Raw genomic sequence first — 19,648 nt, 5'->3', positions numbered from 1 at the left:
TTCACACAAAATAGTGGAATGTTGTCCTTATTTGCCGATGTAATTCATAATGGATTATTTAAAAAAGGAGATTCTATATGAATGCATGGCCAATTTCGTTAGCTGTAATTTCTGGTTTTGTACTCATTCTTCTTTTGGGAAAACGAAGTTCTTCCAAGGCATTTGTTGCCTTTTTTATAGCTGTTTGCACATTCATTTTCGTTCTATTTAATACGCTTGATAATGCAAATAAGCAAAAAGCTACGGCATCCCAGGAAATACAACAAAATAATGATATTCAGCTAATTGAAATAAAAGATAAGGTTTTATTGGACTTTCCTGTCATTGAGCAGCTGCCTGAGCTTCCGCGCGGCTGTGAAGTCACTTCACTTGCCATGCTCCTTGAAAGCGCAGGAACAAAGGTTGATAAAATGACGCTTGCCAAAGAAGTGAAGAGAGATCCGGCCCCTTACGCAGTGAAAAATGGAAAAGTATATTTCGGAAATCCCCATAGGGGATTCGTGGGGGATATGTATGACTTCAGTAAGCCGGGGCTTGGCGTATATCACGAACCCATCATGGAGCTTGGGGAAAAATATCTGCCTGGAAAATTGGTGAATCTGACAGGGGAATCGTTCGATGAATTAAAAATTCCGCTGTCTGACGGGAGGCCTGTTTGGGTCATCATCAATGCGGAATACCGCGAGCTGCCTGATTCTTATTTTGAAACATGGGAAACCGATTCCGGACCTGTCAAAATTACAAAGAAAGAACATTCCGTACTGATCACGGGGTACGATCAAAAAAATGTATACTTCAATGATCCCCTTACAGGAAAGAAAAACAAAAAAGCACCCATCGGCGATTTCGAGAAATCGTGGGTGCAAATGGGCAGCCAGGCGCTCACCTACAATTATGAGTGAGCAACTGCGGCCATTTCTTTTTCAAAATTGTATCGTTCCTCTATAAATACCGCATGCCAGACCATGAATACAAGCACCGTCCAAATTTTGCGGCTGTAATCCATTTTCCCCTGGCAATGATCTTCCAACAGTTTCAAAACATACTGTTTGTTGATCAAATGGTCCGTTTCGCTGTTTTTAATGATATCTTTCGCCCAGTCATGCATTTCATCCTTCAGCCAGTGACGGATCGGCACCGGGAAGCCGAGCTTCTTACGGTTCAACACATGGTCCGGGACAATTCCTTCCGCCGCTTTTCTCAAAACATATTTGGTTGTTCCGTTCGCTGTTTTGAGACTCGTTGGAATTGTGGAGGCCAATTCGAATACCTTCGTATCGAGGAATGGCACCCTTAGTTCAAGTGAATGGGCCATCGTCATCCGGTCCGCTTTCAGTAAAATATCGCCTCTCATCCAAGTGTGGATATCGATAAACTGCATCCGCTCAACAGGGGCATATCCTGCCGATTCTGCATAAAGCGGCTTTGTCACATCAAGATAGCTGATATCAGGATGGAAATGATTTAACAATTCCTTTTTCTCGTCTTCTAAAAACATTTTTGCGTTTCCGATATAGCGCTCTTCCATCGGTGTTACTCCGCGCTCAATAAAGCTTTTGCCTTTTACACCTTCAGGCAGTGTTTTGGCGAGCGACCTCAAAAGAGCCTTGCCCACTTCCGGAATTTTATCGAACATTTCAAGTGATTGCGGCTCTCTGTATATATTATATCCGCCAAAAAGTTCATCCGCTCCTTCGCCTGATAGAACAACCGTTACATGCTTCCTTGCTTCCCTCGCCACAAAATAGAGCGGTACACAAGCGGGATCGGCGAGAGGATCATCCGCATGCCACATAATTTTGGGCAACTCTCTCATATATTCTTCCGGGCTGATCACATAGCTGATATTTTCAACGCCAAGCCTGTCAGCTGTCTCTTTTGCCACATCGATTTCGCTGAAGCCGTCGCGTTCAAACCCGACCGAGAATGTTTTAATATTCGGATGGAACTGTTTAGCGATTGAAACGATGATGGAAGAATCGATTCCGCCGGAAAGGAAGGAGCCGACCGGCACATCACTGCGCATATGGATATTGACCGAGCCGAATAAAACATCCCTGATTTCCTTAATGAAATCTTCTTCGGACTTATGCTGGACCGGCTTAAAGTTTGCTCTCCAATAACGTTTGATCTTCATGCCGCCGCCCGGTTTTTTCGTAAAATAATGACCGGGCTCAAGCTTCTTGATATGACGGGTCATCGTTTCCGGCTCCGGTACGAACTGATAGGTCATATATTGCTGAAGAGCTTCGGTATTCAGTTCTTTTTTATCCATGGCAAGCAGGATGCTTTTCTTTTCTGACGCAAAAAACGAACGGTCTTCTTCCTCTATATAAAAGAAAGGCTTGATTCCAAACGGATCTCTTGCTCCGAACAATTCCTGTTCTTCCTTATCCCAAATCAAAAAGGCAAACATGCCGCGAAGTTTTTCCACGGCTTTTTCTTTTAAATCACTGAACAAAGCGATAATGACTTCAGTATCTGAATCCGTTTCAAATGTATATCCTTTTTTCGTCAGCTCTTCACGGAGCTCGACAAAGTTATATACTTCTCCATTAAAAATGATCCAATAGCGCTCGTTTTCATAAGAAAGCGGCTGGCTTCCGCTCTCAATATCGATGATGCTCAGCCTGCGGAAGCCGAACTGGACATATTCATCCTGAAAATATCCTTCATCATCAGGTCCGCGGTGAGTGATAATATTGTTCATTTGCTGAAACTTTTGGTCAGTCTTTGCTTCTTCTCTTGCATGATGATGCATGCACCCGATAAAACCGCACATGTAAGTGTCACCTACTTAATAAGATTCAAGCGTTGTGAGTATAATCTGCACACCTTTTTTATATTATCATTATTTGCCTCACTTTGGCAGTTTTATTGCGATAATTTTAGAAAAATGTAAGCGAACTCTGATTAGAAAAGTGGAAGATGTCTGATTAGCGGATTAGCGGAGGACATTCCGGGTCTATGACTACCGAACATACGATCAAATATGATACTCGGGAGGCATTCAGGGGCTATGACTACCGAACATGCGATCAAACCTGATACTCGGGAGGCATTCAGGGGCTATGACTACCGAACATGCGATCAAACCNTTCCGGGTCTATGACTACCGAACATACGATCAAATATGATACTCGGGAGGCATTCAGGGGCTATGACTACCGAACATGCGATCAAACCTGATACTCGGGAGGCATTCAGGGGCTATGACTACCGAACATGCGAGCAAACCTGATACTCGGGAAGCATTGCAGGTCTTTACTGAAAAAATAGGGGTACCTAGGAATTGCAAGCCTTCAATTCAAAAAGCGAAGATGCCGATCGCACCTTCGCCTTTTTCTTTAAATTGATGTGGAGCGGATCAGCGCCTCCGCTTTGTCCGTTCTTTCCCATGGCAGATCAATATCCGTACGGCCAAAATGGCCATATGCCGCTGTCTGGCGGTAAATTGGCCGACGGAGGTCCAGCATGAGTATGATGCCGGCCGGACGAAGGTCGAAGTTTTCCCTGATGGCCTTCACAAGCTTTTCTTCCGAAACTTTTCCCGTTCCAAAAGTGTCGACCGAAATGGAAACAGGCTGCGCAACACCGATCGCATAGGCAAGCTGCACTTCACATTTATCGGCAAGTCCCGCTGCTACGATGTTTTTGGCGACGTAACGAGCAGCATAGGCAGCAGAGCGGTCAACTTTAGTAGGATCTTTTCCTGAGAAAGCTCCCCCGCCATGGCGGGCATATCCGCCATACGTATCAACAATAATTTTTCTCCCTGTCAGCCCCGCATCACTTTGGGGACCGCCGATTACAAAGCGTCCGGTCGGATTAATAAAGTATTTCGTTTCATCATCAAGCAGTTCCGCAGGCACGACAGGTTTGATGACATGTTCCTTAATATCCGCTTTGATCTGCTCAAGTTCGACTTCAGGATGATGCTGAGTGGACAAAACGATCGTATCAATTCGTACCGGTTGGTTATTTTCGTCATATTCAATAGTGACTTGGGTTTTTCCATCAGGCCTTAAATAAGGGAGAATGGATTCTTTCCGCACATGGGCCAGCCTTCTTGAAAGTTTATGAGAAAGTGAAATAGGCAGCGGCATAAGCTCCTCGGTCTCATTGCATGCAAAACCGAACATGAGACCCTGGTCCCCTGCACCGATCGCCTCGATTTCCTCTTCGCTCATATTCCCCTCTCTTGCTTCAAGAGCCGTGTTTACTCCTGCTGCTATATCAGGAGACTGCTCATCGATGGATGTGATGACCGCACACGTTTCAGCATCAAATCCATATTTCGCACGTGTATAACCGATTTCTTTGATTGTGTCACGGACAATCTTCGGAATATCCACGTAAGTTGTCGTCGTAATTTCTCCGGCTACGAGCACCAGCCCTGTAGTCACGGATGTTTCACAGGCAACCCGGGCATTGGGATCTTCTTTAAGAATCGCATCCAATATCGCATCAGATATTTGATCACAAATCTTATCCGGATGTCCTTCTGTAACAGACTCTGAGGTAAATAAATGCCGAATTTTAGACATCAAAGCTCCTCCTTTTGGTGCGTGTTCAAAAAGCTGCCAAACAAGCTAACAAAGTGATTCGCCGCTCATCATTTGGATTTTTTGAACAACCTCTTTTACAGTGATAAAATAATTTTATACATTCAACGGTACTCTGTCCTTTTTATAGAAGCACATTTGATTAAAATAAAAAACCTTTCCTGACATGAAGTTGAGGAAAGGTTTAGTTGATGTGTTCCGAGCCTTTCACTCTTATCGCCCAAGGCTTTTCGCCTTGCTACAGGTAAGCACCTTTCCGTCTGCAAAGCAGGACGGCAGGTTGCCGGGCTTCAAAGGACCTGTTTCCTCCGCCATCTCAGGATAAGAGTATCCGTTCAACTCAAAATCATAACTTACATCATAAATCAATGTCAACCGGGAAGGTTAAGAAATAGGCTTATTTTTACCATTCCCATCAAAAATAATATCCATTTAGTCAAATCCTTTTCAAGAAATAATGAAAAATTAGTATAGACTAATCAATTAAATGTGTTATACTATTTCTCAAGTAAACGTAAAGTTAAATATTTAAACAAAGGAAGGGTAAACATATGAGTTCAGTAGGCATCAAAAGCGAATTAGCGCAATTATTGAACGGACAGAACGTTCATACGCAGTTATCAGTACCACAGCTTGTCGAGAAGGTCCTGAGCCGCAAAGAAGGGGTTCTGACAACTTCTGGTGCCGTTCGTGCCGAAACTGGTAAATATACAGGCCGCTCCCCTGAAGACAAATTCATCGTTGATGAACCGTCTGTCACAGACAAGATCGATTGGGGTTCTGTGAACCAGCCTATTTCATCTGAGGTATTTGAAAAACTGTATTCAAAAGTTGTTTCCTACTTGCAGGAAAGGGAAGAAATATTCGTATTTAAAGGATTTGCAGGTGCTGATGAAAAATACCGCCTGCCGATTCAGGTCATCAACGAATATGCCTGGCACAACTTGTTTGCCCACCAACTGTTCATCCGCCCTACCGGCGAAGAATTGACTGACCATGAATCGAAATTCACTGTCATCTCTGCACCCGGCTTTAAAGCAGATCCTGCAGTTGACGGTACAAAATCAGAAACATTCATCATCGTATCATTCGAGCGCCGTATCGTATTGATCGGCGGTACAGAATATGCAGGTGAAATGAAGAAATCCATTTTCTCCGTCATGAACTACGAACTTCCGGAAGCGGATATTTTATCCATGCACTGCTCCGCGAACGTTGGCGCTGAAGGCGATGTCGCCCTCTTCTTCGGACTGTCCGGAACAGGTAAAACAACCCTTTCAGCCGATCCGAACCGCCGCTTGATCGGCGATGACGAGCACGGCTGGTCTCCAAACGGCGTGTTTAACGTCGAAGGCGGATGCTATGCGAAAACAGCAGGATTATCTTACGAAAAAGAACCGCAAATCTATAATGCCATCACATTCGGCTCTGTTTTGGAAAATGTCATTGTCGATCCAGAATCACGCGCACCTCTTTATGATGACACATCATTGACTGAAAATACAAGGGCTGCGTACCCGATCCAAGCCATCGACAATATCGTGGAACCAAGCATTGCGGGACATCCATCTGTCATCGTATTCTTGACAGCTGACGCATTCGGAGTATTGCCTCCAATCAGCAAGCTGACAAAAGAACAGGCAATGTACCACTTCCTCAGCGGTTTCACATCCAAACTTGCCGGAACAGAGCGTGGAGTCACTTCACCTGAAGCAACATTCTCTACATGCTTCGGTGCACCATTCCTGCCTCTTCCTGCAGCACGCTATGCTGAAATGCTCGGCAAGAAAATCGATGAGCACGGCGTTCAAGTTTTCCTCGTCAACACTGGCTGGACCGGCGGCTCATACGGCGTTGGCAAGAGAATGAATCTTGCTTACACTCGTGCCATGGTTCAGGCTGCTTTAAACGGCGAGCTTGATAACGTGGAAACAACGAAAGATGAAGTATTCGGCCTTTCCATTCCTCTGCACGTACCAGGGGTACCTGACGAAGTATTGCAGCCGATCAAAACATGGGACGACGAAGATGCCTATAGAGCAAAAGCAAAAGAACTTGCAGGGAAATTCAAAGACAACTTCAAGAAATTTGACCATGTCGACAAATCCATCGCTGAACTGGGTGGGCCGGCTGTGAAATAAAAGAACTTCGGTTGTAAGAAAAACAACTGCACCTTCTATTGTGCCTACAATAAAAGGTGCGGTTTTTTTATGTCAGATTGGTAATACTTTTAACACAATTTCAGGAGCCACAAACCACTGGAAAAGTTATAATAAATATTAAATGAGCTTTAAAACTTAACATTCAGGCCCGGTATCTAATGCCCGAACAAGGGCTGGTTCATCGAAACCGGACATTGGCTACGCGGCCCAATGACCGCGGAATGATGTTCATGTTAAGTTCATTTGAAACAGAAAGTGATTATTACATAATAGAGCAATCAAAGTGGAGGGGATTAAATGGCAACTACTTTAAATCGAAGCAACTTACTGGATGATCAAGTTCTTTTGGAGGACTGGCTTGTTGCTTGCCGTTCCGTTGATGTGAAAGAACAGCCCATCCAAATTAAATTGATGGGTGAAAGGTTGGTTATTTTTAGAAACAGCAAAGGCGTGCATGCTTTCAAGGATCTGTGCTGCCACCGCGGTGCGGCCTTATCTTTGGGCGAAGTGAAAAATGATTGCATTGTCTGCCCTTACCACGGCTGGGAATACGATGACACCGGCGCATGCGTCCACATCCCCCAATTGCCGGAAGGCCGGAAAATTCCAACACAGGCAAAGGCCTTCAAATACAGCTCTATAGAAAAATATGGGCTGATCTGGGTCAATTTTGCAGGAAACGAGCCGGAGATGTTCCGCCATGCCGAATCGGAAGACGACTCTTTCCATCATGTCATTTGGGGACCACAAGAAGCAAAAGCGAAGCCGCCGCGCGTTGCGGAAAACTTCCTTGATGTCGGCCATCTTGCCGTTGTCCACGAAGGTTCCCTGGGATCTGAAGAACACCGCGAAATCAAGGACTATAAAGTCCACGAAAAAGATGGACGGATCTATTCAGATGAAATCCCTGTCTACCAGCCTGACGCGGATGGGACCGGCAAAGCGAAGGTTATGTATTATACGTATGAAATCCTTCGCCCTTGTACGGTGAAATTCTCCAAAAGAGATCCTGAAGATGACTCAATTATGTCCATTACATTTACCATCAGGCCCGTCGATGAGGAGACATCCGTCGCATACGCTATCGAATCATTTAATTATGATACGGGATTGACGGATGAACAGATTGTTTCCTTCCAAGACGAAATCTTTGAAGAGGACAAGCCAATCATCGAAAACCAAAAACCGGAAGAGCTGCCACTTGATTTACAAGTCGAATTGTCGCTAGTATGCGACCGTATGAGCATCGCCTATCGGCAGTATTTGAAAAAGCTTGGTGTGAAACTGGGTGTGGAATAAGCGTTCAGGGATAGCAGCAAAACGGAAAAAAACGTCAAGAGAGTAACGAAAGCAACTCTCTTGACGTTTTTTTAATTGGCCGGAAAATATAACATCTGCAAAATAAAAATCACAGCGAATAAGTAAATGATCCAATGAATTTCTTTCCCTTTTCCGATAGCTAATTTTAATAATGGATAAGTAATAAAACCGATGGCAATCCCCGTTGCTATGCTTGATGTCAATGGCATGGCCATGATTACTGCAAAAGCCGGGAAAGCTTCATCGAACTTTTTCCATTTGATATGTGCCAGCCCGTCCATCATTAAACAGCCGACGATGATCAAGACAGGTGCTGTAATTGCCGCCACATTGGCAATAGCCCCGATGATCGGAGTGAAGAAGATGGATACAGCAAAAAATCCTGCCACAACAACAGTCGTCAGTCCTGTTCTTCCGCCCGCAGCCACTCCGGCTGAAGATTCGATATAGGCGCTTGAAGGGCTTGTCCCGAATGTTGACCCTACCATTGTTGCGGCCGCATCTGCAAACAAAGCCGGCTTAGCACTTGGCAAGTGCCCGTTTTTCATGAAGCCGCCTTGTTCAGCAACCCCTATGATTGTCCCTGTCGTCTCAAAGATGGTTACCAACAGGAACGCGAATAATACCGAATAAATTCCTTGCTTGAAGACGCCAACTATATCCAAATCGAAGAAAACAGGCGTCGGCGGAGCGGATACCCATCCTGTGAATTCCAGCTGCCCAGTAAAATAGGCGATGAGCCCGGTGGCGGCCATTCCTAAAAATAATGCTCCTTTAATTTTTCTTGCCATCAATATCAGTGTAATAAAAAGTCCCACAATCGTTAAGGCTGTCATCGGATCGCGGATATTACCGAATTCAATGATATTTGCCTCGCCCGGGACAACAAGCCCGGACATCGTAAAGCCTAAAAATGCGATAAATAAGCCGATGCCGGCAGTGATTGCATACTTTAATGATTCAGGAATAGCACTGATTAATGTCTCCCTGAACTTTGTCAGGCTCAACAGGGCAAATATCGCCCCTGCCAGAAACACCGCGCCGAACACAACCTGGTACGAAATCCCCTGAGAAGCCACCACACTCGCAAAATAGGCATTCAAGCCCATCCCCGGAGCAACGGCAATCGGATAATTGGCAAAGAACGCCATAATTAACGTCCCGATGATTGTCGAAATAATTGTCGCCATGAACACCTGGTCGAAAGGAACGCCTGCCGCTGTGTGCACAGCCGGATTCACCACAATAATGTATGCCATGGTGAAAAAGGTAGTTATGCCGGCTGTGAATTCTGTCCGGGCGTTCGTGTGATTGTCTTTTAATTTAAATAAGTCCATTCCGCCAACCCCCTGGAAAATTCACTGCTACCCTCTTAACAGGAAACCTTCATTACTTTCCATCGTGTGAAAATAGCCGATTTCAAAAAGCAATTAATTATAACATAGAAAAAAGATTAAAAGCAGCTAAAACCACATTGATTTATGAACATTAAAATTTATTTATCTATTAATGTTCGTATTTTGTTGTTTAAACCTATATTGTTTAATGCGACACTTTGTCCCCAAAAAAAGCAGCCAGAAAGTCAATGATAACTGACTTTCCGGCTGTTTTTAGGGGGATCATATAATTTGGCAGCTGCATTCCAGCAGAAAACAGTCGATGTCGTTTCAAGACGGTGTCCCGACATCGGTCCTTCCTGCAATCCGTTATTCACGCTCCACTAACTCAGATAAATGCACTTCCTGTTCGTTGGAAGGATCGTCAAGCGGGTAGACTCTTGCCGTTTCGTTGTCTTCATCTACGTGTTGGATATACACCCTTTCTCCATTCAACATTACATTGGCCATCACTGGGGAATCGGCAATTTCCTGGGCGCGCATAGCGTTCATCACATTCCCACCTTTTAATTATGATGGTAATAACTTTCGTCAATTGCCGAATAAATTATACCCGTGTGACTCGACTCTCTGCGCCCCATTACCCCGAAAGACCGGAACAAAGTTGTCCCCCACCTTCTCCGTTAAAATGAGTATTTGAATAATAAATCAAAGACAATCAACCTTCTTGCTTTAATGTTCCCGCCTGCTTGACCCTGTACGGGCTGGTCAACGAAATAATACCGCATATCAGTGCAACCACAACAACTCCTGCACCCACATGGGCTATGCTTACAACTGAGCGTGTATGCTCCAGTGCGACTCCCCCAATGGCAGATCCCAACGATATGCCAACCTGCAGCGCCGAGTTGTTAATGCTTTGCTGGATATCCGAAGAAGCAGGGTCAATCTGGATGATGTAGTTCTGTTGGGGAGGAGCCAGGCTCCAACTAAGCGCTCCCCAAAGCATCATTGCCACAAGAAATACCGGAAAGGAAAACGTTGCGTATGGGAGGAAAAATAATACAACGGCAAAAGAGCTGATGACCAATAAAATACTTTTCCGGGAGCCGATCCGGTCGGCCAGCGTTCCTCCCAGCGCCCCGCCGAATACGGCCGAAAGGCCGAACAGAAAATAGCAAATGCTAATCCAATATTGATTCAAGTTTAATGTAGTTTTCAGAAAAGGTGTGAAATAGGCATAAAGTGTATAATGCCCGGCCAGCGTGAACATGGTTGCCAGATGTGCACTGGCAATTTTTATGCTGCCCAGCGATTTGATCTGTACTGATAAGGGCTCCACCCTTTCACTCGGGATTTTTTCCAGAAACAGATAGATTAATATAAAGGATAAAACGGAAAGCATGGCAATCCCCAAAAATACAGCCCGCCATCCAAAATGGTCAGCAACCAGAATGCCTATAGGCACTCCCAATACAAGGGATGAGCTGATTCCCATATAGACGAATCCCAAAGCTTTCGCCCTGTGGGCCGGTTCTACGATCTTTGCTGCAATCGTCAAAGAGAGAACGACAATCAAGGCGGTGCTCATGGCTGTAATGACCCTTGCGATCATCACCAATAAAAAACCGGGACTGAAATAAGTCATTAAATTTCCGAGAAAAAAAATAGCCAGTGCCAAAAGGTACAACCGTTTTCGTTCAATTTTGGCCGTCAAAGTTAAAAGGACGGGGCCAGAAATGGCATAAACAAGCGCAAATACAGTGATCAGCTGCCCCGCAGTGCCGAGAGTTACATTCAGGTCATCAGCAATCTCAGGTAAAATACCGCCCACAGTCAATTCAACCAATCCTACTGCTATTGTAGAGGCAGCGAGTATAAAAACTTTCAAATTCAAAAAAAGCTCCCCCTCTCCTTTTCCCGCTGCAATACAAAATCTCTATCGGAACCATCTGCCTAAACTTTTAAAATATAAAAAACCCCTGCCACAAAAATAGGAATTTTGTAGTCAGGAGTTATGGTTCCTGGTAGAGACCCTCAAACCAGATTATTGAGGTTATACATACTTTGCGGTTATAAAATTTTTCCGTTTATACTTTATCATATCTGTTCACTTTTTTTCAAGTATGTGTTTTCCTGCTAAGGAACGACCTCAAAATCCAAGATATAAAAATGGCGATCAAATCCAAAAGCTTTTTGTATTTGTTCCATTTTCATAATCCCCATGCTGACAGCATCAACATAAGATAATTTCTGGTCAGGAAAATCTTTCAGTAACTGTTCTGCCAGTTCCAGCGTTTCGTGGTCAGAAAAGATTACCTCTATAGTCCTGTTACTTTGAGAGCTTTCAATTATTTCCAAAAACCGTTTGGCATAGGGAAAACCCTCACGATATCTCAACCAAGTATATGTCTCGGCAATAACAAAGCTGGAAGTAACCCGCTTCACTAAAGGATCAAAGCTTTTAAAGAAATTTCTGACACGTTCATGAAATTGATCCAGTATCGATAAACAATTTATCTTGCTTCATGAGTGTCCTCATTATTTAAATAAATATCTTGATCATGGGCTGTAGAGCCGTTATCAATTCCGTCTTTTACCATACCAATTAGTTCTAAAATTGGATCAGCCAATTCCTTTTTGTTTTCCGTCAGATAATGATTTATAGCATCCCTGATAATTTGTGCTTCTGTCTTGTTTTGCCGGGCGGATAATAATTTGATTTGTTCGTTCTGGTCAGGCTCTAAATAGATTTGTTTTCTAATCTTTATTTCGCCTTTCATTTCAACCACCTCATATACATTATGTAACAACAAGGTGATGTATACAAACAAGCATACACTTGCTTTTTCGCTTTTCGCCCCGCTGATTAAGTAAAAATGATCGTCTTATTCCTATGGACGATTTGATTCCCATCGCAAAAAGGAGGTTACCGTTGTGGCAAGATGTTATGGATTGACCATATTTTTAAAGGCAGTTAATGATGTGCTGTAATTTATGCGTATACGCCTTAGTTCATACGGGGAATGAGCCGTATTCGCAATGCCTGGTTTTATCGTAACGGCATATTGATAGTATTTTTTTGTTTCCTCAATCACTTTATCATTATAATCTCCATACGGATAAGCAAGTGTTGAAACCTTTCGCCCTGTTATTTTTTCCAATTTTATTTTTATATCCCGTAATTCTTTTGTGTAATTTACGGTCTCAGTTAGTCTTGGATGCGTCTCCGTATGGGATTGGACGCTTATGATGCCGGAATCACTGATTTCTTTTAATTCATTAACAGAAAGCCCTGATTGACTGTTTATTTTTTTGCCGATCATAAAAATGGTGGCCTTCGGTTTGAAGGAAGAATCACTGATTTTCTTTAAGATGTGATAAGCATTCATGTTATTTTTATAGCCATCATCAAATGTGATGATGATCGGCTTTTTAATATTTCCAATATGCGGCAGGTCTTCGAATGTAATCAGTGTAAATCCGGCGGATTTTAAATAAAGCATCTGTTTCCCAAAATTTTCCGGTGTGACATACAATTCTTTCATGCCATTTCCTTTGTATTCATCAATCGCATGGTACATCAATATGGGAACACGATATCCATCTTCTGGTGATGATGCCCCTGTCGCGACAGCTGATGCGACCTTTAACTGAATCATTCCTGTTAAAAATAAAATGATAAATGCACATACACTTTTCCTAAGTAATGAATGCTTTAACAATTCGATAGCCTCCAAATCATCCTGTTCTTCCGTCAGGCCTATTGTGCCCTTAATGATTTTGGCTATCACGTTTTTGGTTTTCCTATTTGAATTTTTGTATCGGATGATGATCCAACCCGCAAATGTGTTTTCGTGAGCTGCAGGCAGTTTAAGTAAAAATGATCGTCTTATTCCCATGCACAATCACTTTATTTTCCACATGCCAAGCGACAGCATGGGCAAGGACCTGTTTTTCGACATGGCGGCCGGCAACTTTTAAATCTTCTGCTGTATAGCGGTGGGTAACCCGGATTACGTCCTGCTCGATGATCGGGCCTTCATCAAGATCATTTGTCACATAATGGGCGGTGGCGCCGATCAGTTTCACCCCGCGGTTAAATGCCCTTACATAAGGGTTCGCCCCTACAAATGCCGGCAAAAACGAATGGTGGATATTAATGATTCGATTCGGGAACTTGGAGATAAATTCAGGAGATAGAATTTGCATATACCGCGCAAGGACGATGAAATCCACTTTTCCTTCCAGCAGTTCCAATGTCCGCTGTTCAGCCTCGTCCTTTGTTTCCGCGCTTACCGGAATATGATAGTAAGGAATTCCTTCCCTTTCAACAATTTCCCTCAAATCATCGTGGTTGCTGATGACCATTGGTATGTCCGCGTCAATTTCACCTGACTTGACTCTCCAAATCAATTCCATCAGACAGGATTCCTGCTTGGTCACAAAAATGGCCATACGTTTTCTATCTCTTTTACTGTTTAACTGCCATTTCATCTTGTACTCTTCAGCGAGAGTTTGCATGTCTTCATGCAATTTGTCATAAGAGGCATCGAAATCGTTCAATTCAAATTCGATTCGCATAAAGACCATTCCTGCTTTCGGGTCTGTTGTATGCTGGTCAAATTGGACGATATTCGCCTGGTGCTCCAGCAAAAAATTGGACACTGTCGAAATAATCCCCGGTTTTTCCGGGCAGGAAATCAATAAGGTAGCTCTTGACTGCATAGCGATTCCTCCATTTGTTTTTAACTGAGTAAGTATAAGATGTTTTAGCTATAAAATTTTGAACAAAGCCTTTTGTTGTCTAGCTCCAGCGCCTATCGACTAGCAGACTTCGCACCTCTGGTGCTCCTGCGCCATAGCTTATCAAGGAAGCCTTGTTCAGCTCGTCGCAAAGCTCAGGAAGACTCTCGAAGAAGAAGCTTTCCTACGATAAGTCAACATCGGCTCCGACGCACAGGATGTGCTAGTGCAGGCGAAGCGACAGGGCGTCGCTGCTTGAGCCTGCGTTCCTCGCCGTGTTTCCTTTATCTCGTCGGAGGCACTCCAGTCTGTACGTCGATGGGCAAGGCGCTTCCGCTTTTCTTATTCAATCCGGTCCGGCTATGCATGGACCTCCATGCCGGTAATTGCCAAAGCGGCCTCACCAATGGCTTCGGACAAAGTCGGATGCGGATGTATAGTCTCGGCAATATCCATTGCTGTTAAATTAAACACTTGTGCAAGCCCAGCTCCAGAGATCATTTCCGTTACATTGGGGCCTACCATATGTACTCCCAGCACTTGGCCGGATCCTTCTTCCACCACGAACTTGACAAATCCGTCCGGATTTCCGAACACAAGCGCTTTTCCTACGGCCCGGAAAGAGAATTTGCTTGTTTTTATAAAAAATCCCTCTTCTTTGGCCTGGTCTTCCGTTAATCCGACGCTTGCAGCCTCCGGACTGCTATATATACACTTGGGTACAAGGACAGGATCAAGTTTGGCTGGATAGACACCCGCCATATGTTCAACGGCGATCGCCCCTTCACGCGAAGCCACATGAGCCAGCTGCAGCCCGCCGATGACATCGCCGATGGCATAGATGTTCGGTACGTTTGTCTGGTAATGCTCATTCGTTTTGATAAAAGCCCTGTCCATTTCAATATCCAAAATATCCAAGCCGATATTTTCAGTATTTGGCTTACGGCCGACGGATACAAGAATTTTCTCGGCTGCAAAAGATTTTTCCTCACCCTTATGCTCAGCCTTAACAAAAACCCCGTCACCTTTTTCCAATGTTTCCGGCAGAATCTTGGCATGTGTTATGATCTTCACTTTTTTCTTTTTCAAAAGGCGCTGCATTTCTCTTGAGATGTCCCGGTCTTCCGTTGGCAGGATGCGGTCTTCATATTCAATAATCGTAACATCCAATCCGAAATCCGAGAACATGGATGCCCATTCGATCCCAATTACACCGCCGCCCACAATGATAATCGATTTCGGCAGATCTGTCATTTGCAATGCCTCGTCTGAAGTCATCACATATTTTCCATCAGGTTCAAGTCCCGGCAGGCTCCGTGGCCGTGATCCCGTCGCCACTAAAATATTCTCGGCTCCCAATGTGAGCATTCCTTCTCCCAGCTTCTCTACAAGGACGCTTCGCGGTCCGGCAATCCTTCCAAATCCCTCGTAAACATCAACTTTTCCTTTTTTCATTAAATGCTGCACGCCTTTATACAGCTGTTCCGTAATTTGTTCCTTCCTTAATTGGGCTTTTGAAAAATCGAAGTCACATTCCGGGACAACAACCCCGAATTGTTCCGCATTTTTCGTGTTGGCGTAAATTTCCGCACTTCTTAATAATGCCTTGCTCGGGATACAGCCGGCATGCAAGCAGGTTCCCCCTAATTTGGATTTTTCCACCAAAGCGGCCTGCAGCCCCAACTTGGAGGCGCGAATGGCTGCAACATAACCCCCGGGTCCTCCGCCGATAATCACCACATCGTATATTTTTTTCACTTTTTCATCTTCTCCTCTTTTCCATATTTTATAAATTGGTTTCGATGGCACAGGCGCCCGAGGAAAAACTTCCTCCAACGATAAAACCATTTTCCTCCGTGTAATCTATTTGCGTCTCCTCGTCCAGTTTGCGCAGGGTAAACCTGTCCATTCCGATTCGAATGCCTTTATACTCAATCACATGATCATTTTTCCTCGGTTCATCTACAATAAACTTGAACGACACCGACATCCCGCAGCCACCGGTAATATCCGCATCAATCCGTGGGATTTGACCTTCTTTAACGTCCAAACGTTCAAGCTTTTTCAAAGCCGCCTCCGTCAACGTAATATGCACTTTGCTCCCTCCTTTTGGCTATTGTGTAAAACGAGATGACCTTACGAACGCAGTTTTTCGGGAAAACTTTTCAAAGACCGGTCATCGAAAAAAGGACAGAAAAGGGCGTCTGTTCCCTTCTCTGTCCACGTACCTTCCGGAGTTTTCTCCTTTGGCGGCGTCCTTCAGATCGCGCTCTCCAGAGTTGCGTCCGACTGTGGTTCTTCTGCCTGAGAGATTTGTTCCAAGGGGAATTTTTGGACCTTGCTCCTTCGGCGGCTTAGTTAAAAGCACTCTCCCACAATCTTCACCCGCTATTTTTTCCGTGAAGCCGCTCAGGCCCTCTTCAAACATGGTTTTCCTAAAATTTTCTTCCTCATTTCTTCCCCGGTTGGCGTTGCCGCCAGTCCTCCAAGAGCGGTCTCTTTCAACGTACGGGGCATGCTTTTTCCGATATCGTACATCGCCCCAATGACTTCATCAAAAGGAATACGGCTCTCCACTCCGGCAAGGGCCATATCAGCGGAAGCAAATGCAATCGATGTACCGATCACATTCCGCTTAATGCAGGGTACCTCAACTAGGCCTGCCACCGGGTCGCACACCAGCCCGAGAAGCGACTTGAGCGCCATCGCTCCTGCATTTGCTGCTTGTTCGGGGGTACCCCCTCTCATTTCCACAATGGCGGCTGATGCCATGGCTGTCGCGGATCCGATCTCAGCCTGGCATCCCCCGGCGGCTCCGGAAATAAACGCACGGTTGGCAATCACATAGCCGATGGCGCTGGCCGTAAACAATCCCATTACAAGCCGGTCAAAAGGAATATCGGTATTTTCCTTCAAGGCAAAGATACAGCCTGGAAGGACTCCGGCCGAACCCGCTGTAGGCGTAGCGACAATGACACCCATCCGTGCATTCGTTTCAGAGGTGGCAAATGCATACTTCATTGCATCAACCATCAGGCTTCCGGTCATGTAATTCCCTTTTTCTTTATACTTTTGCATCAAGTACGCATCGCCGCCTGAAATGCCGCTCGGAGCAGGCGATGGATCTGCAATCCCGGATTCAACCGCTTCTTTCATTTTAAGGAGGCGTTCTTTCATCAAGTCGAAAATCTCATCACTGCTTTTTCCTGTCTTTTGTTTTTCAGTCTCTATCATCAGCTCGCCAATCGTCATTTCTTTTTCTTGGCAAAGCTGAAGCAATTCTTCAATAGTGTGAAAATCCATCCCTATCATCTCCGATCCTGAAGATACCTCTGTCTTATGGAGCCAATATCAATCTTGGAATTTAATAATATATCCGCCGGCTGTCCATTGATCAGGAAAATTTTCGAGACCCCTCCGCCCAGGGAAACGCCTCCGATTTCAATTTGCTTGAACCTGTTTTCCATATTGACTAAAAGGGTGTTCGGATGTTCATAATACGGACAGTTCTCTTCCAACTGGAAGGAAACATTCATTTTTTCCTGCCGCGCCAGTTCAAAAGCATGCTTGATTCCGGGATTATCCGTTCCAAGTCCCAGCAATCCGCCCAAGATGGCCTTATCCGTTCCATGGCCCTGATATGTTTCTGCAAAGGAATCGAAAAAAGTAATCTTTACAGAGTCCGGGACCCCGCCAAAGAGATCGTGCCCAAACTTTCCGACCGATACAACCCCTGCTGTATGGGAACTGGACGGCCCGACCATAATGGGTCCGATAATATCGAAGCAACTGTTAAAAACCATCTAAAACGCCTCCATATCTATCTGACCAGTATTTTTTGATAAAGAGGATGCGAATCACATAGCTGCCTGATGCTTTTCTGCACCTTCTCCTTGACCGCGGGATCACCTTTGCTTTTTAAAATGTCGGCCATATTGGCAGCAATGGCGTCCATGTCGCTTTCTTTCATTCCACGAGAAGTAAGAGCGGCCGTTCCAATGCGGATGCCGCTTGTGACAAACGGGCTTTCCGGGTCATACGGGATTGTATTTTTATTGACGGTCATACCTGCTTCTTCCAAAAGCTGCTCTGCTTCCTTTCCAGTCAGCCCCCATGGCCTGACATCCACCAAAACCAGGTGGTTATCCGTTCCGCCGGAAACGATGGCGGCCCCCGCTTTCTTCAATGATTCCGCAAGTTTGGATGCATTGCTCACCACTTGGGATGCATATGCCGTAAAACTTGGATCAAGAGCCTCCTTGAATGCCACAGCCTTCGCCGCAATTACATGCATGAGCGGGCCGCCTTGAATACCAGGGAAGATGGCTTTATTGACTCCCTTGGCAATTTCCTCATTATTGGTTAAAATAATGCCTCCCCGCGGCCCCCGCAGCGTTTTATGGGTCGTACTTGTCACGACATCCGCATAAGGGACAGGAGAAGGGTGAAGCCCCGCAGCGACCAGGCCGGCAATATGTGCCATATCAACCAGGAAATAGGCTCCGATTTTTTCTGCAATTTCTCTGAATCTGGCAAAGTTTATTATTCTCGGATAAGCGCTTGCCCCGGCAATGATCAGCTTTGGTCGCTCCTGCAGGGCGATTTTTTCCACTTCGTCATAATCAATCAAATGGTTATCTTCCCTAACACCATAAGAAACCACCTCAAACCATTTGCCCGACATGTTGACCGGGCTGCCATGTGTCAAATGGCCGCCGTGTGACAGGTTCATGCCCATGATCTTATCGCCGGGTTTAAGCAATGAGAAAAAGACAGCCGTATTTGCCTGGGCGCCTGAGTGAGGCTGAACATTCGCATATTTTGCACCGAACAGCGCTTTCAAACGATCAATGGCCAAATTTTCAACAACATCCACATGCTCGCATCCACCATAATAACGTCTTCCGGGATATCCTTCGGCATATTTGTTCGTTAAAACAGAGCCCATGGCCTCCATCACATCTTCACTGACAAAGTTTTCAGAAGCGATCAGCTCAAGTGACTGATCCTGTCTTTTCCGTTCTTCCTCAATAGCTTGAAAAATCTCAATGTCCGCGTTTGCCAAACTCATTGATTTTTCCTCCTTTTTTTCCTATCCAGCCCCCTGTCTTTTAAAAAAACAGCAAAAAAGGACAGGGGAAAATAGATATTCATCTACCTTCCTCTGTCCTGTTACCTGAGAGTTTAACTTCCATAAAGAAGTATTCCCCTTTGGTGGCCTTCAATAGGCTCTCTCCAGAGACGCGTCCAAACGCGGTGCATTTACCTGAGAGATTGGATCCCATGGTTTTTTTGGGACTTGCTCCTTCGGTGCTAAACAAATAGTTTAGTCTCTCCCGCGATTGTCATTCGCAAAATTTTCACTTTTTATAAATATAACTTATTGTTGAAAATTTGTCAAACGATTCTAAGGAATTTCCGTTTGTTCTTCCGGTTATTCGAATCGATCATTTTGAATGATTTTCACTGGTTCACCTGCTATCCTCTGTATTATATAAGTTGAATTAATTTTTCTTCA

The 19,648-nt window shown here is 44.7% G+C and carries 17 protein-coding genes and 5 riboswitches; of the genes, 3 read left to right on the top strand and 14 right to left on the bottom strand.

Annotated elements, in window-relative coordinates; all coding sequences use genetic code 11:
* Positions 1–77: 77 nt before the first annotated feature.
* On the top strand, positions 78–902 hold the full coding sequence (locus D4N35_RS15270) for a C39 family peptidase (protein WP_120075259.1): 825 nt from the start codon (positions 78–80) through the stop codon (positions 900–902).
* On the opposite strand, the gene asnB is transcribed toward D4N35_RS15270, so the two are convergent.
* Entirely contained in the window at positions 893–2,782 is a 1,890-nt protein-coding gene (asnB, locus tag D4N35_RS15265) for an asparagine synthase (glutamine-hydrolyzing) (RefSeq protein WP_120075258.1), read from the bottom strand. The genes D4N35_RS15270 and asnB overlap by 10 nt on opposite strands.
* Positions 2,783–3,347: 565 nt before the next feature.
* A complete protein-coding gene (gene metK, locus D4N35_RS15260; protein WP_120075257.1) occupies positions 3,348–4,547 on the bottom strand; it encodes a methionine adenosyltransferase in 1,200 nt (399 codons plus the stop codon).
* A gap of 228 nt (positions 4,548–4,775) precedes the next feature.
* A riboswitch (SAM riboswitch) is annotated at positions 4,776–4,893 on the bottom strand.
* Positions 4,894–5,116: 223 nt separating this feature from the next.
* On the opposite strand from metK, the gene pckA reads away from it, so the two are divergent.
* A complete protein-coding gene (pckA, locus tag D4N35_RS15255) occupies positions 5,117–6,706 on the top strand; it encodes a phosphoenolpyruvate carboxykinase (ATP) (protein ID WP_120075256.1) in 1,590 nt (529 codons plus the stop codon).
* A 318-nt stretch (positions 6,707–7,024) separates the two neighbouring features.
* A complete protein-coding gene (locus D4N35_RS15250) occupies positions 7,025–8,026 on the top strand; it encodes an aromatic ring-hydroxylating dioxygenase subunit alpha (protein WP_120075255.1) in 1,002 nt (333 codons plus the stop codon).
* Between the two features lie 71 nt (positions 8,027–8,097).
* Here D4N35_RS15250 and D4N35_RS15245 read toward each other — a convergent pair whose 3' ends face one another.
* The 12 genes from D4N35_RS15245 to glyA all read right to left on the bottom strand — a co-directional run bounded on the left by D4N35_RS15245 (position 8,098) and on the right by glyA (position 19,201).
* Complete coding sequence (locus tag D4N35_RS15245) at positions 8,098–9,384, bottom strand: NCS2 family permease (protein WP_120075253.1); 1,287 nt, start codon at positions 9,382–9,384, stop codon at positions 8,098–8,100.
* A gap of 369 nt (positions 9,385–9,753) precedes the next feature.
* Positions 9,754–9,936, bottom strand: a complete 183-nt coding sequence (locus D4N35_RS15240) for a small acid-soluble spore protein H (protein WP_120075250.1) — start codon at positions 9,934–9,936, stop codon at positions 9,754–9,756.
* A gap of 166 nt (positions 9,937–10,102) precedes the next feature.
* Positions 10,103–11,281, bottom strand: a complete 1,179-nt coding sequence (locus tag D4N35_RS15235; protein WP_120075247.1) for an MFS transporter — start codon at positions 11,279–11,281, stop codon at positions 10,103–10,105.
* 88 nt (positions 11,282–11,369) lie between these two features.
* Positions 11,370–11,468: riboswitch (purine riboswitch) on the bottom strand.
* Between the two features lie 55 nt (positions 11,469–11,523).
* Positions 11,524–11,784, bottom strand: a complete 261-nt coding sequence (locus tag D4N35_RS15230; RefSeq protein WP_164876402.1) for a type II toxin-antitoxin system VapC family toxin — start codon at positions 11,782–11,784, stop codon at positions 11,524–11,526.
* Between the two features lie 116 nt (positions 11,785–11,900).
* Positions 11,901–12,167: a ribbon-helix-helix domain-containing protein gene (locus D4N35_RS15225; protein ID WP_120075242.1), complete on the bottom strand. Its 267-nt coding sequence runs from the start codon at positions 12,165–12,167 to the stop codon at positions 11,901–11,903.
* A gap of 165 nt (positions 12,168–12,332) precedes the next feature.
* Positions 12,333–13,178, bottom strand: a complete 846-nt coding sequence (locus D4N35_RS15220) for a polysaccharide deacetylase family protein (RefSeq protein WP_164876401.1) — start codon at positions 13,176–13,178, stop codon at positions 12,333–12,335.
* A gap of 79 nt (positions 13,179–13,257) precedes the next feature.
* Positions 13,258–14,112 (bottom strand): formyltetrahydrofolate deformylase, encoded by an 855-nt coding sequence (gene purU, locus D4N35_RS15215; protein WP_120075238.1) that lies wholly within the window; start codon positions 14,110–14,112, stop codon positions 13,258–13,260.
* A 378-nt stretch (positions 14,113–14,490) separates the two neighbouring features.
* Positions 14,491–15,888 (bottom strand): dihydrolipoyl dehydrogenase, encoded by a 1,398-nt coding sequence (lpdA, locus tag D4N35_RS15210; RefSeq protein WP_120075267.1) that lies wholly within the window; start codon positions 15,886–15,888, stop codon positions 14,491–14,493.
* Between the two features lie 28 nt (positions 15,889–15,916).
* Positions 15,917–16,225 (bottom strand): HesB/IscA family protein, encoded by a 309-nt coding sequence (locus D4N35_RS15205; RefSeq protein WP_120075236.1) that lies wholly within the window; start codon positions 16,223–16,225, stop codon positions 15,917–15,919.
* A 187-nt stretch (positions 16,226–16,412) separates the two neighbouring features.
* A riboswitch (glycine riboswitch) is annotated at positions 16,413–16,515 on the bottom strand.
* Positions 16,516–16,539: 24 nt separating this feature from the next.
* On the bottom strand, positions 16,540–17,433 hold the full coding sequence (sdaAA, locus tag D4N35_RS15200) for an L-serine ammonia-lyase, iron-sulfur-dependent, subunit alpha (protein ID WP_164876400.1): 894 nt from the start codon (positions 17,431–17,433) through the stop codon (positions 16,540–16,542).
* Positions 17,434–17,438: 5 nt separating this feature from the next.
* The gene (locus D4N35_RS15195) at positions 17,439–17,933 is read right to left on the bottom strand and encodes a serine dehydratase beta chain (protein ID WP_120075232.1); all 495 of its coding nucleotides are present in this window, start codon (positions 17,931–17,933) and stop codon (positions 17,439–17,441) included.
* A 17-nt stretch (positions 17,934–17,950) separates the two neighbouring features.
* On the bottom strand, positions 17,951–19,201 hold the full coding sequence (gene glyA, locus D4N35_RS15190; RefSeq protein WP_120075230.1) for a serine hydroxymethyltransferase: 1,251 nt from the start codon (positions 19,199–19,201) through the stop codon (positions 17,951–17,953).
* Positions 19,202–19,292: 91 nt separating this feature from the next.
* A riboswitch (glycine riboswitch) is annotated at positions 19,293–19,371 on the bottom strand.
* 3 nt (positions 19,372–19,374) lie between these two features.
* Positions 19,375–19,479, bottom strand: a riboswitch (glycine riboswitch).
* Positions 19,480–19,648: the final 169 nt, after the last annotated feature.

Source organism: Siminovitchia fortis (genome assembly GCF_003605365.2).
Lineage (GTDB): Bacteria > Bacillota > Bacilli > Bacillales > Bacillaceae_C > Siminovitchia > Siminovitchia fortis.
This window is presented reverse-complemented; position numbering and strand designations above follow the sequence as displayed.

Excerpts from the sequence above, each read along its gene's own strand:
- D4N35_RS15270 (WP_120075259.1), top strand. The coding sequence starts at position 78 with ATGAATGCATGGCCAATTTCGTTAGCTGTAATTTCTGGTTTTGTACTC.
- asnB (WP_120075258.1), bottom strand. The coding sequence starts at position 2,782 with ATGTGCGGTTTTATCGGGTGCATGCATCATCATGCAAGAGAAGAAGCA.
- metK (WP_120075257.1), bottom strand. The coding sequence starts at position 4,547 with ATGTCTAAAATTCGGCATTTATTTACCTCAGAGTCTGTTACAGAAGGA.
- pckA (WP_120075256.1), top strand. The coding sequence starts at position 5,117 with ATGAGTTCAGTAGGCATCAAAAGCGAATTAGCGCAATTATTGAACGGA.
- D4N35_RS15250 (WP_120075255.1), top strand. The coding sequence starts at position 7,025 with ATGGCAACTACTTTAAATCGAAGCAACTTACTGGATGATCAAGTTCTT.
- D4N35_RS15245 (WP_120075253.1), bottom strand. The coding sequence starts at position 9,384 with ATGGACTTATTTAAATTAAAAGACAATCACACGAACGCCCGGACAGAA.
- D4N35_RS15240 (WP_120075250.1), bottom strand. The coding sequence starts at position 9,936 with ATGAACGCTATGCGCGCCCAGGAAATTGCCGATTCCCCAGTGATGGCC.
- D4N35_RS15225 (WP_120075242.1), bottom strand. The coding sequence starts at position 12,167 with ATGAAAGGCGAAATAAAGATTAGAAAACAAATCTATTTAGAGCCTGAC.
- purU (WP_120075238.1), bottom strand. The coding sequence starts at position 14,112 with ATGCAGTCAAGAGCTACCTTATTGATTTCCTGCCCGGAAAAACCGGGG.
- sdaAA (WP_164876400.1), bottom strand. The coding sequence starts at position 17,433 with ATGGATTTTCACACTATTGAAGAATTGCTTCAGCTTTGCCAAGAAAAA.
- D4N35_RS15195 (WP_120075232.1), bottom strand. The coding sequence starts at position 17,933 with ATGGTTTTTAACAGTTGCTTCGATATTATCGGACCCATTATGGTCGGG.
- glyA (WP_120075230.1), bottom strand. The coding sequence starts at position 19,201 with ATGAGTTTGGCAAACGCGGACATTGAGATTTTTCAAGCTATTGAGGAA.